Origin of the sequence: Mesorhizobium sp. M0854, assembly GCF_040319815.1 — a bacterium.
Classification (GTDB): Bacteria; Pseudomonadota; Alphaproteobacteria; order Rhizobiales; family Rhizobiaceae; genus Mesorhizobium.
Window position 1 is genome coordinate 1 of sequence record NZ_JAMYOL010000036.1, and the last position, 12,420, is coordinate 12,420.

At 63.2% G+C, this 12,420-nt stretch carries 7 protein-coding genes and 1 pseudogene; 4 read left to right on the plus strand and 4 right to left on the minus strand.

From position 1 onward, the window contains the following. Positions 1 to 356: 356 nt before the first annotated feature. From NKH99_RS29175 to NKH99_RS29185, 3 genes and pseudogenes are all read right to left on the minus strand, one after another. Entirely contained in the window at positions 357 to 2,918 is a 2,562-nt protein-coding gene (locus NKH99_RS29175; protein ID WP_353017231.1) for a GcvT family protein, read from the minus strand. Between the two features lie 268 nt (positions 2,919 to 3,186). Further along, entirely contained in the window at positions 3,187 to 3,450 is a 264-nt protein-coding gene (locus NKH99_RS29180; protein ID WP_352452117.1) for a hypothetical protein, read from the minus strand. A 156-nt stretch (positions 3,451 to 3,606) separates the two neighbouring features. Further along, a pseudogene (locus tag NKH99_RS29185) lies at positions 3,607 to 6,097 on the minus strand (mechanosensitive ion channel family protein). A 253-nt stretch (positions 6,098 to 6,350) separates the two neighbouring features. On the opposite strand from NKH99_RS29185, the gene NKH99_RS29190 reads away from it, so the two are divergent. From NKH99_RS29190 to NKH99_RS29205, 4 genes are all read left to right on the plus strand, one after another. After that, complete coding sequence (locus NKH99_RS29190; protein ID WP_353017233.1) at positions 6,351 to 7,610, plus strand: sarcosine oxidase subunit beta; 1,260 nt, start codon at positions 6,351 to 6,353, stop codon at positions 7,608 to 7,610. A 70-nt stretch (positions 7,611 to 7,680) separates the two neighbouring features. Then, positions 7,681 to 7,977 (plus strand): sarcosine oxidase subunit delta, encoded by a 297-nt coding sequence (locus NKH99_RS29195; protein ID WP_023676536.1) that lies wholly within the window; start codon positions 7,681 to 7,683, stop codon positions 7,975 to 7,977. Beyond that, positions 7,974 to 10,970 (plus strand): sarcosine oxidase subunit alpha, encoded by a 2,997-nt coding sequence (locus NKH99_RS29200; RefSeq protein WP_353017235.1) that lies wholly within the window; start codon positions 7,974 to 7,976, stop codon positions 10,968 to 10,970. Before NKH99_RS29195 ends, NKH99_RS29200 begins: the two co-directional genes overlap by 4 nt. After that, positions 10,963 to 11,550, plus strand: a complete 588-nt coding sequence (locus NKH99_RS29205; protein WP_352786982.1) for a sarcosine oxidase subunit gamma — start codon at positions 10,963 to 10,965, stop codon at positions 11,548 to 11,550. Before NKH99_RS29200 ends, NKH99_RS29205 begins: the two co-directional genes overlap by 8 nt. A 19-nt stretch (positions 11,551 to 11,569) precedes the next feature. Here the strand turns inward: NKH99_RS29205 and NKH99_RS29210 are convergent, their stop codons facing one another. Beyond that, a complete protein-coding gene (locus NKH99_RS29210; RefSeq protein WP_352500967.1) occupies positions 11,570 to 12,268 on the minus strand; it encodes a nitroreductase in 699 nt (232 codons plus the stop codon). Positions 12,269 to 12,420: the final 152 nt, after the last annotated feature.

Consider the following 12,420-nt stretch of genomic DNA (forward strand, 5'->3'; position numbering starts at 1 on the left):
TGGATCATCTGCGCGAGCACAAGAAGGAGAGCCTGAGGGCCTTGGCCGCCTGAGCACCGTCATGTGTCCGCCGCTCCGCTAAACACGGGGGCTGCGCGGCGGACACGCCAACGTCACCGCAATGCCACGCCATTTTTGCAGAACTTGACGCACACAACTTCAGCTGAAACACAAGCGTATCGTTTTTTCTGTCCCAGCCGATCCGCCGCAAAGGCACCCCCCAATCGCAGCGCGACGGTATGCGAGAATCATCGCTCCACAAAGCGAAAAGCCCGACGATGAATCGGGCTTCTGCATTCAGGTCCTGCTGGCACTGCTCGGCTTGCCTGTGTGGAGAATCGGCAGGCAAGCAACGTTTAGCTGCGCGGATTGACGTTCTCCGGGTCGTAGAGCGGCCTGTAACCGACGGCGGCCACTTCGACCGGGTACTTCTCGCCGAAATATTCGACGCTCAGCTTGCGGCCCTCCTGGCAATACGCCCAGGGCAGGTAGGCGAGCGCGATGTTCTTGCCGAGGGTCGGACCATAGGCCACCGAAGTCGTGAAGGAGCGGCGGCCGAGCTCGTCGACGAGCGTCTCACCGGTTTGCGGGTCCATCACCGGCATCGTGCCGACCGGATAGCGGGGAACGCCATTGGAATCGGTATTGTCCGTCATGATAAGCGTGCAAAGCATGGCCGGCTGATGCACCCGGGCGCGATATTCCAGATGCTTTGCCTTGCCGCAGAAATCGGCCTCCTTGACTTTCGGACGGGCAAGGTCGGCTTCCAGCAGATTGTATTCGGTCAACAGGTCCGCATTCTGCAGGCGCAGGCTCTTCTCCATGCGGCGGCTGTTGGCATAGGTCTCGACGCCAAAGGCCATCACGCCGGTCGACCGCAGCGCGTCCCAGACAGCCAGACCGTCCTCGTAGCGCATGTGCAGTTCCCAGCCTTGCTCGCCGACATAGGAGATGCGGAAGGCGGTCACGTCCTTGCCGGCGATCCTGACGGGCTTGATCGCGGCAAAGGGAAAATTCTCCGGCGTCAGCCCGTCGGGGTTTTCCACGCACTTGCTCAATGTCGCCCGCGCGTTCGGACCCCAGATGCCGACGGTCACATATCTCTCGGTCACATCGGTGACGCTAACGTCGAAGCCTTTGTCCTCTGCCGTCCGGCGCATATACTGGAAGTCGCGCGGCCCGGCATCGGCGCCGTCGATGACGCGGCAGCGGCCGGCCATGCGGATGACGGTCAGGTCGGCGCGCACCATGCCTTCCTCGTCGAGGAAATGGGTATAGATGCCCTTGCCGATATTGCCGTCACCGCCGATCTTTGCCGCGCACAGCCATTCCATCAGCGCGACATGGTCCGGGCCTTCCACGTCGTACATGGCGAAATGCGACAGGTTGACGATGCCGCAATCCTCGCTCATCGCGAGATGCTCGGCGTTCGAGACGCGCCAGAAGTGGCGGTTATCCCATTCGTTTTGGCGCACCGGCACCCGGTTGCCGTATTTCTCGAGCAGATGCTCGTTGGCGGCGTAGCCATGGGCGCGCTCCCAGCCGCCGAGCTCCATGAAATAGCCGCCGAGTTCCTTCTCGCGCTCCCAGAAGGGCGAGCGGCGGACATTGCGAGCCTTGGAGAAGGGCTCGCGCGGATGGACCGCCGGGTTGTAGACCTTCATCGCGGTTTCGGTGCAGCGATCCCAGATGAACTGTTCTTTCGTCTGGTGCGGATAGAAACGCGAATAGTCGATGGCGTGGTGGTCGATCGCCGTGCGGCCGTCCGTCATCCAGTCGGCGATGACCTTGCCCATGCCGGGGCCGTCCTTGACCCAAATCGCCACCGCATACCAGAGGCCCCTGACCTTCTGGCTTTCGCCCATCGAGGGGCCGCCGTCCGCCGTCACCTGCAATAGGCCGTTGAAGGAATGGCTCTCATTGTAGCCCAGCTCGCCCAGGATCGGCGTCAGTTCCATGGCGCGCTCGAGCGGCGCCAGGATCTGCTCCATGTCGAGATCGCGTTGCGACGGCGAAAGCCGCGCCTCGTTTTTCTCGAGAATATCGCGCGGATGGCAAAGGCGCGGATTGGTCTCTTCGTAATAACCCCATTCGATCTGCCCGCCTTCGGCGGTCTTGGGGTCGCCAGTATCGCGCATGTAAGCCGAGTTGCCCTGGTCGCGCAGCAGCGGCCAGCCGATCTCCTTGCCGGTGCCGGCGAACTCGGTGTACGGCCCGAAGAAGGTAAGCGGATGGTCGATCGGCATGACCGGCAGGTCCTCGCCCGCCATTTCCGCGATCAGCCGTCCCCAGATGCCGGTGCAGACCACGACATAGTCGGCCTCGATGGTGCCGCGGTCGGTCACCACGCCCTTGATGCGGCCGTTCTCGATGACGAGCGACCTGGCCGACGTATTGGCAAACGCCCTGAGTTTGCCGGAAGCTTCCGCCTGATCGACAAGCTTGCCGGCGACGGTCTGCGAGCGCGGGATGACGAGGCCGGCGTCGGGATCCCACAGGCCGCCCTGTACCATCTGTTCTTCGATCAGCGGGAATTTTTCCTTGATCTCGGCGGGATCGATCAGGCGGGCGCGTGTGCCGAAGGCCTTCGCCGAGGCGATCTTGCGCTTGATCTCCGCCATGCGGGCGTCGTCGCCGACGCGGGCGACCTCGAGGCCGCCGATGCGCGCGTAGTGACCCATTTTTTCGTAGAAATCGATGGAATAGAGCGTCGTCCAGCACGACAGGAAATCATGGCTGGTCGTGTAGCAGAAGTCGGAAGCGTGCGCCGTCGAGCCGATATCCGTCGGGATGCCCGATTTGTCGATGCCGACAATATCGTCCCATCCGCGCTCGATCAGGTGATGGGCGACCGATGCGCCGACGATGCCGCCCAGCCCGACGATGACGACCTTCGCCTTTTCCGGAAACCCTGCCATTGCCCGCGACTCCAAGATGCTATTGCGAGCAGACTATAGGGCGGCGCGGCGCCGCGCTTGCAGCCTGTTTGCGACATCGCCAAAAAAGCCCGCGCCACCAGCCCGTCGAATGCAGTTAGACCTACGCCTTCGCCCTGCTCGGTACGAAGACGCTGCTAGAGCCCGTCCTGCGCAGCTTCGAAGAAAAATGCATACCTTCATCGCCGATTACCGGAAGCAAATAAAAGGCCGGGTGTTTGCCCGGCCTTCAAAAATCATGGCGTCGACTTTACTTGATGCGCGCGACGCCGCCCGAGATCTCGATCGTCTCCGAACCGGTCAGCGCCTCGAGGTCGCCATTCGGCAAGGTAACAAAACAGCCGCTCGGGCAAAATTCCACGGTTTCGCCAGCGGCCAGCGCCAGCTCGGTCTTGCCGCCGCCTTCCGTCACGATCAGCGTGCGGGTCTCGGCGTCCTTGTTAACCGCGCTGGCGGCATGGGCCGAGCCGCCCACGGCCAGAAAAGCGACGGCGGCGACGAGAGACTTCCACATTTTGCAGTATCGGTGTTGCCACCGCCTCTGTTGCATTTCGCAAGGCATTCTCGCCGTTTGCAGGTGAGCTTATATGCAATGCAAGCTGAACGGCAACTGAATGCCGCATTCATGCCGCAATTGGTTTCCGAAGGCTTGAAGGCAAGCTCCAATCAGCTAGTCAGGATCGGGCTTCCGTACCTTGCGTCCCGACTTGGCGAGACGTTTCGCCTCGACCGCCGCTAGGGCTTTTGCTTGTTCCCGCTCGGCGAATTCGACTTCGATCTTGTCGTCGTCGATCGGCCACGCCTCGTGCTTTTTGATCTCGACGACGGCGCGCGGTGTCGACGGAATTTCGATATGCTGGTCGGCGAACACATCGAAGATGGAAAAGCGGATGTCGTTCTGGACGATATTGCCACTAAGAACGTCTGCCAGGAATACGCGGATCTCGAATTCGAGCGCGGCCGGGCCGAAATTGGAAAACAGCACAAAGGGTTCCGGGTTCTTCAGCACCAGCGGATGGCTGCGTGCGATCTCCAACAGAACGCCATGCACGTGCTTGACGTCGCTGCCATAGGCAACGCCGACCTTGATGTCGACGCGGCCGAGCTTGTTGCGGTGCGTCCAGTTGCCGACCGCATTGTTGATCAGGTTTGAATTGGGCAGGATCACCGATTGCCGTTGGAACGTCTCGATCTCGGTGGCGCGCACGCTGATCTTCTTGACCGTGCCGCTGATGTCGCCGGCGACGATCCAGTCGCCGACCTTGAACGGCCGCTCGGCCAACAGGATCAGGCCCGACACGAAATTCGAGACGACATTCTGCAAGCCGAAACCGATGCCGAGGGACAAGGCGCCGGCGACCAGCGCGAGATTGGAGAGGTCGATACCGGCCGCCGAGATGCCGACCAGTGCCGCGACCGCGACACCGGCATAACCGACCGCCAGCCGGATCGAATTGCGCACGCCGGTGTCAACCCGGCCGCGCGCCATCACCGAGCCGTCGAGCCAGCCCTGGAACCAGCGCGTCAGGAAATAGCCAATGATGAAGACGACGACGCCGGTGAGAATGCCGGTGACCGAGATCGTCACCGAGCCGATGGTGAGGCCGGTCGCCAGCTTGTAGGCCCAGGCCTGGATGTCGCCGGGCTGGAAGCCCCACATCAACAGGATCAGCGGCAGGAACACCAGCACAATCATGATGTTGATGGCGGCGCTGACGACAAGCCCGAGCTGGTCGAGGGCGGTCTCTTCGTAGCTTGAATTGGCCGCTAGCCAGCGCCCGATCGAAGTTTTGGCGAAACCGCCTTCCTCGCCGATCGCTCGCGCCGACAGGAAGCCGATATAGGCGGTGACCAGGATGGTGCCGGTGACCACGACCTGCAGCGAGACGAAAATTGCAAGGCCGATATAGCCAAGCAGTGCCGATGCGATGGTGAATAGGCCTAGCGCGACGGCGGTGTAGCGCAGCCACGCCGGCCACGGGCGCCAGCTTCCGTCGGGGGCCTTGAACGGCTTCAGCAGGCCCATAAGGATCAGGATGATGCCGACGACAATGGTGGCGATGAAGCTTCTGGCGATGGTCAGCGACAGTGGCGAGCCCATCTTGTCGTTGACGACAGACAGGAAGTTGTTGCTGCCGATGACGACAGCCATGGCGGTCGTCAGCCGCACCAGCCAGCGCGCCGGGCCGGTTTCGACCGGGATCAAACGCCAGTTCGGCAGTCGGGGCTCGAGCGCTGCGTTGGTCAGGCGGTTGACGCAGAACACCACCGCGATAACGGCAACCAGCGAATTCAGGAAGATGCCGATGTCACCGCGTAAAACATTGTAATAATCGAAGAAGAAGATCGTCGAGACAAGGAAGGCGCCGACCGCCAGCGTCGGCAGCAACGTCGACCAGAACGCCACCGACAGGCGGCTGAGATAGGAGGGGTCCTCGACGGAGGGATCCGCTTCGAAGACGCGGCCGAACAGGCGTCGACCGCCGATAAAAAGCACTGCAGCGAATGCGAGCGCCATCAAAGTCGCGGCAAGAATGGCCTGGAACTTGAACTTGAAGGCGAAGCTCAGCCAGGACGACACCGCCTTATAGAAGCCGGAAAACTCAGCGTTGGCGTCGGAAAAGACTTCGGGGCTAAGCGCATCGGACAGCACGTAGCGTTTGGTAAGCACATTGCGGAACAGCTCGCTGCGCATGTTGCCGATCTTCTCGATCAGCCCACTGATGCGGATCGACAGGTTCTGCGCGCTGGCAATAACGGCGTTGATCTCGGCTTTTTCGGAAGCCAAGGCCTGGCGTTCACCGGTTACGATGTCTGGCTCGGCCGGCTGGCCCGCGGCCGGCGGAGGTCCCAGCATCTCAATCCGATCGTTGATATCGCCGAGACGCGAGCGGAACGCCAGCGCGCTGGTGAGCGCCGCCCGCGACAGATCCTCCAATTGCAGACGGATTTCCACGAGGGTGGCATCGTCTTGGCCGTCCTGCTGTATCTTCTTCTCGAGACCGTCGGTTTTGGCCGTCAGACTCTGGATGACCTTCTGCTGGTCGGCGATCAACCCGGCGGCGCCCTGCCCGAGTGCCTGCGCCATAGCAACGAGCGACGGCGGCGCCGAGACAACAAGCGCAAGAATCAAGAACCAGGCGGAATAAACGAAAGAACATGATTTTTCTGGCGACTCGCGGGCGGCATCGGCAGTTTTGAAGCACGTCCTTGATAAAGAGGCTCATATCACGGGGCAAGTCATCCCAGGCGTCTCGTTTTTCGAAGTCCCGCCAATCGAAGTCGGCCAATCCAATCGAAGTCGGCCAAATCCAATCGAAGTCGGGGAGTCGAAAAGCGATGGCGCAATCTTGGCTTTGCGTTTGCAGCCTGCTCTATTCTCTGCCGTAAAGCCTGAAATGGATGACAATAAGAATGGCGGAATATTCGGCCTTTTCGCTTCTCAAGAACGCGCTGACCGGAAACAAGGACTGGAGGCCGGCCTGGCGCAAGCCCGACCCGAAGGCGTCCTACGACGTGATCGTCATCGGCGGCGGCGGCCATGGCCTGTCGACCGCCTACTACCTAGCCAAGGAGCACGGCATCACCAATGTCGCGGTGCTGGAGAAGGGCTGGCTCGGTTCCGGCAATGTCGGCCGCAACACCACGGCGGTCCGTTCCAACTATCTCCTGCCGGCCAACACGCGCTTTTACGAGCATTCGATGAAGCTGTGGGAGAACCTGGCCCATGACCTCAACTACAACGTCATGTTCTCGCAGCGCGGCTGCCTGAACCTCGCCCACACACCTGCTCAGTTCGACGACTATGCCCGGCGCGGAAACGCCATGCGCCATCTCGGCGTTGACGCCGAACTGATGACCACGGCCGAAATCGCGCGCCTGGTGCCGGCGCTCGACGTCTCCGCCACCGCGCGTTTCCCGATCGTCGGTGGCCTGATGCAGCGGCGCGCCGGCACCGCCCGCCACGACGCCGTCGCCTGGGGCTATGCGCGCGGCGCAGATCGCCGCGGCGTCGACATCATCGAAAATTGCGAGGTCACCGGCTTCCTGCGCGACGGCGACCGCATCACCGGCGTCACGACAACGCGCGGCGAAATCCGCGCAAAAAAGGTAGCGGTCGCGGTTGCCGGCAGCACCGGGCGGGTCATGCGGCTTGCCGGCATCGAGACGATGCCGATCGAGAGCCACGTGCTGCAGGCCTTCGTCACGGAATCGCTAAAGCCGTTCATCGATACGGTCCTGACCTTCGGCATGGGCCATTTTTATATGTCGCAATCTGACAAGGGCGGGCTTGTCTATGGCGGCGATCTCGACGGCTACAACAGCTACGCCCAACGCGGCAGCCTGCCGATCGTCGATGAGGTGATGAGCGAGATGCTGGCGCTGTTCCCTGGGCTGGCCCGTGTCCGCATGCTGCGCTCATGGGGCGGCGTCTGCGACATGTCGATGGACGGCTCGCCAATCATCACCACCGGTCCGCTGCCGGGCATGTATCTCAACTGCGGCTGGTGCTATGGCGGCTTCAAGGCGACGCCGGCTTCCGGCTGGTGCTTTGCCTGGACCATCGCCAAGGACGAGCCGCACGGTCTCAACGCGGCCTTCACGCTCGACCGCTTTTACCGTGGCATGGTGATCGACGACAAGGGCCAGGGCGCCACGCCCCGGCTGCATTAGGCCATGATCCCGAAAAGTGGAAACCGGTTTTCGGACAAGATCATGGTCAAACGAGAAGTTTAAGAGATCCATGCTCATCACCTGCCCCTATTGCGGCCCGCGCGACGTGATCGAATTCACCTATCAGGGCGACGGCAATCGCCAGCGCCCACAGCCCGCCTCGCAGAACCTCGACGCCTGGAACGCCTATGTCTACGACCGGCTTAATCCAGCCGGCGACCACAATGAGATCTGGCAGCATTCCGGCGGCTGCCGCGCCCATCTCAGGGTCGTGCGCAATACGCTGACGCACGAGATCTCCAGCACCGCGTTCGCGCGCGGCGACCACAACTCGGTTGCGCGGCACCGGGCCGAGGACAAGCCATGAGCCCGCGCCGTACAGAGGCCGGGGGGCGCATCGACCGGCTGCGGACCATCCGTTTCACCTTCGACGGCGCGCCTTATACCGGCCATGCCGGCGACACGCTGGCTTCGGCGCTGCTGGCCAACGGCGTCACCCTGTTTGGGCGTTCGTTCAAATATCACCGCCCGCGCGGCGTGCTGACCGCCGGCGTCGAGGAACCGAACGCGCTGGTCACAGTGTTGAGGGGCGAGGTTCGCGAGCCGAACATCCCCGCCACAATGGTCGAAATTTATGACGGGCTGGCCGCAGTCAGCCAGAACCGCTTCCTTTCGCTTGCCTGGGACGTCAGTGCCGTGAACCAGCTCGGCGGCAAGCTTTTGTCGGCCGGCTTCTACTACAAAACCTTCATGGGACCGGTGATCGGTCCGCTGAAGGGCACTCGCTTCTGGATGTTCTGTGAGCATTTCATCCGCCGTGCCGCCGGCCTGGGCAAGGCAGGCACGGCTCCCGATACGGCGCGCTACGAACGCATGAACGCGTTTTGCGATGTGCTGGTGGTCGGCTCCGGCCCGGCGGGGCTGATGGCCGCCAGGGCGGCTGCCGATCAGGGTGCACGCGTCATCCTGGCCGAGCTCGAGCCGCATTTCGGCGGCTCGGCCAATTGGTCGCGCGAGACGATCGATGGCATGCCGGCCGCCGACTGGGCAGCGCGCGCCGCCGGTCAGCTTGAAGGCCGTGACAATATCCGCCTTTTGCCGCGCACTACTGTCTGGGGTTATTATGACGGCAACACGCTTGCCGCGCTCGAACGTGTCACCGACCACAAGGAAAAGGCCGGCAAGGGCGAGCCGCGCCATCGCTATTGGACGATCCGCGCCAAGTCGGTGGTGCTGGCCACCGGCTCCCTGGAGCGTCCGCTGGTCTTTCCGGGCAACGATCGGCCAGGCGTGATGCTGGCGCATGCTGCCGAGCGTTTTGCCAATGAATATGGCGTGCTGCCGGGCGACAGGGTCGCGCTGTTCACCAACAATGACAGCGCCTATCGCTCCGCGTTTGCGCTGAAGAAGGCCGGCGCCGTCGTCGTCGCCATCGTCGACGTGCGCCCAGAACTTTCGAGCGAAATGCGCAAGCTGGCCGGCGAAGCGGAGGCCGAGATCCTTTCTGGCCACGCGGTAATCGCCACCGAGGGCGGCAAGGCGCTTTCCGGCTTCAAGGTGCAGCGCTTCGACATGGTCAACGGCGCGCTTTCCGGCGAAGCGCGCAGCATCCACGCCGATTGCCTGCTGATGTCGGGCGGATGGTCGCCGACCATTCATCTGGCCAGCCAGGCCGGCGCGAGAGCGGAATGGAACGAAGCATTGCAAGCGTTCCTGCCGCCCAAGCCGACGACGCGGCAATGGATCGGCGCCGGCGCCTTCACCGGCAGTTTCTCCACCGCCGAGGCGATCGCCGAAGGCCGCGCCGCCGGCCTTTCCGCAGCGGGCGCAACCGCCACGCCGGCGGCCTTGCCTGCCGTCGAGGCAGCACCTGGCGATCCCGATCCGGCGCCGGTGCTCGAGATCAAGGCCAAGGGAAAGAGTTTCGTCGACTTCCAGCATGACGTGACGGCGGATGACGTGCGGCTGGCGCATCGCGAAGGCTTCGTCTCGGTCGAGCATCTGAAGCGCTACACCACGCTCGGCATGGCAACCGACCAGGGCAAGAGCTCCAACATACCCGGCCTCGCCATCATGGCCGAGGCGCTCGGCAAGCCGATCCCAGAGGTCGGCACGACGCGCTTTCGCCCGCCCTTTTCGGCGGTGTCGATCGGCTCGCTAGCCGCCGAACGCTTCGGCGATCTGAAGCCCGAGCGGCTGACGCCGATGCATGACTGGCACGTCGCCAACGGCGCCACCATGTATTCGGCCGGCCTGTGGTATCGGCCGATGATCTACGGCCATCCCGGCGAGACGATCGAGCAGGCCTATGTGCGCGAAGCGAGAGCCACGCGCGAGAGCGCCGGCATCGTCGATGTCTCGACACTGGGCAAGATCGCGGTGCAAGGCCCCGACGCGGCGGAATTCCTCGACCGCGTCTACACCAACGTGTTTTCGACGCTGGCCGTCGGCAAGGCGCGTTATGGGCTGATGCTGCGCGAGGACGGTCTCGCCTTTGACGACGGCACCACATGGCGGCTCGGCGAGCAGGATTTCCTGATGACCACCACCACCGCCAATGCCGGCAAGGTGATGCAGCATCTGGAATATTTCCTCGACGTGATCTGGCCGGAGCTGAAAGTCCACGTCGCCTCGGTCACCGACCAATGGGCCGGTGCCGCCATCGGTGGGCCGAAGGCAAGGCAGATACTGGCTGCTTGCGTCAGCGGCACCGCCGTCGACAATGCCGCCCTGCCCTTCATGGGCATCGTCCACGGCGAAATCGCCGGCGTGCCGGTGATGATCTGCCGGCTGTCCTTCTCCGGCGAAATGGCCTTCGAGGTCTATTCCGGCGCCGGCTACGGCACCCATGTTTGGGAGGCGCTGATCGAAGCCGGCAAGCCGTTCGGGCTGGTGACCTACGGGCTGGAGGCGCTGGGCACCATGCGCATCGAGAAAGGCCACGTCACCGGTGCCGAGATCGACGGCCGTACCACGGCACGCGACCTGCATCTCGACTGGATGCTGTCGAAGAAGAAGTCGTTCATCGGCTCGGCGATGATGGATCGCGAGGGGCTGATCGCACCCGACCGCCTGGAACTCGTCGGTATTGTTTCGCTCGACAACCAGCCGCTCAATGGGGGCGCACATATCGTGGAGGAGCTTGACGAAGCCAATCCACACGGCTCGCTTGGCCACATCACCGCCTGCTGCTATTCGCCGGCGCTCGGCAAATATATCGCGCTTGCCCTGGTCAAGGGCGGCAAGGCGCGGCGCGGCTCGCGTGCCTACGTTTCCGATCCGTTGCGCAACCGGTTCGGGCCGGTCGAGATCGTCTCCAACCATTTCTTCGATCCGGACGGGAGCCGCATGCATGGTTGAACGCCAATCACCGCTTGAGCCGGTGCTGCATCCGGGCTCGCATGGCAATTTCGAGCATGGTGTCGAAATCATCCTCTCCGAAACCAGGCCGGGTTCGATCCTGCAGCTCGCCGCCTGGCCCGGCGAGGAGAAGACGTTGATGGCCGGCATCCATGCGGTCACCGGCCTGGCTTTGCCCGACGGCGCCGGTGGCGGTGTGACGAACGGCGCCAGGTCGGTGTTCGGCTTTGCGCCGGGAAAGTTCACTGTGGTCGATGAAGCCGAGGGATTGGCGCCGGCCTTTGCCAGTGTCGTCACTTCGGCCATCGGTACGGTGACCGACCTTTCGCACGGCCGCACCGCGATCCGTATCGCCGGGCCGAAGGCCGAGTGGGTGCTGGCGAAATTCTTCGCCATCGACTTCGCGCTGCCGGCCTTCCCGATCGGCGCCGGCCGCTCGACCATGCATCACGACATCTTCGCGCAGATCCAGCGCACCGGCGCCGATCAGTTCGACATCTATGTGTTCCGCTCGTTTGCCCGCTCGTTCTGGAAAGCGCTCTGCCATGCGAGCGAGGAAGTCGGCTACGAAGTGCAGTAGAGCCGGACGGCGCTTCACGTCACTCCGCGAACGTCACCCACTCTTCCAGCGGCGCGCGGTCGGTGCGGAAGGCATTTTCGGGCTTGGACGTATCCTCATGGCCGAGCGCCATGCCGCAGACGACGATCTCCTCGTCGGGAATGTTGAGCACCGGCCTGATCTGCCGGTGATAGGGCGCGAAGGCGGCTTGCGGACAAGTGTGCAGGCCCCTGCCCCGCGCGGCGACCATGATGTTTTGCAGGAACATGCCGTAGTCGATCCACGACCCCTTGTTCAGCCGCCGGTCGACGGTGAAGATCATGCCGACCGGCGCGTCGAAGAAGACGAAGTTGCGGTCGTGCTGCGCACGCATCCTGTCGACCTCGCGCCGGCCGATGCCGAGCACGCCGTAGAGGCCGAAGCCGTTGGCGCGCCGTCGCGTCAGATAGGGTTCGAAGAACTGGTCGGGATAGTAGCGGTACTCGTCCCACTCGGCCTTTTCGGCGCGGATGCCCGAGCTGAGGATGGCGTCGGTGATGCGCTGCTTGACCTCGCCCTTGGTCACATAGACCTTCCAGGGTTGCATATTGGTGCCTGAGGGCGCGCGCGCGGAAACGGCGAGAATATCGCGGATGGTCTCGTCGTCGACCATATCGGGCAAGAAGGCGCGTACCGACCGCCGCGAGGTGATCGCGTCATCGACGATCGCCGCCGCAATCCGGGAGTTGTTTTCCAGCATGGGCCGTCCTTTTGCGTATGATCCCGAACCCGATTTTCCGGAAGGATCATGCGCCGACTAGAAGTGATGGAGCATCCTTGCGCGTCTTTTTGAACGCCCGATAGCCTACCCGCCTCGACCGGACGCCCCACTCGCCGCTCGTGCGCCGAGCC

Coding starts and splice junctions, on each gene's coding strand:
- NKH99_RS29175 (WP_353017231.1), bottom strand. CDS start 2,918: ATGGCAGGGTTTCCGGAAAAGGCGAAGGTCGTCATCGTCGGGCTGGGC.
- NKH99_RS29180 (WP_352452117.1), bottom strand. CDS start 3,450: ATGTGGAAGTCTCTCGTCGCCGCCGTCGCTTTTCTGGCCGTGGGCGGC.
- NKH99_RS29190 (WP_353017233.1), top strand. CDS start 6,351: ATGGCGGAATATTCGGCCTTTTCGCTTCTCAAGAACGCGCTGACCGGA.
- NKH99_RS29195 (WP_023676536.1), top strand. CDS start 7,681: ATGCTCATCACCTGCCCCTATTGCGGCCCGCGCGACGTGATCGAATTC.
- NKH99_RS29200 (WP_353017235.1), top strand. CDS start 7,974: ATGAGCCCGCGCCGTACAGAGGCCGGGGGGCGCATCGACCGGCTGCGG.
- NKH99_RS29205 (WP_352786982.1), top strand. CDS start 10,963: ATGGTTGAACGCCAATCACCGCTTGAGCCGGTGCTGCATCCGGGCTCG.
- NKH99_RS29210 (WP_352500967.1), bottom strand. CDS start 12,268: ATGCTGGAAAACAACTCCCGGATTGCGGCGGCGATCGTCGATGACGCG.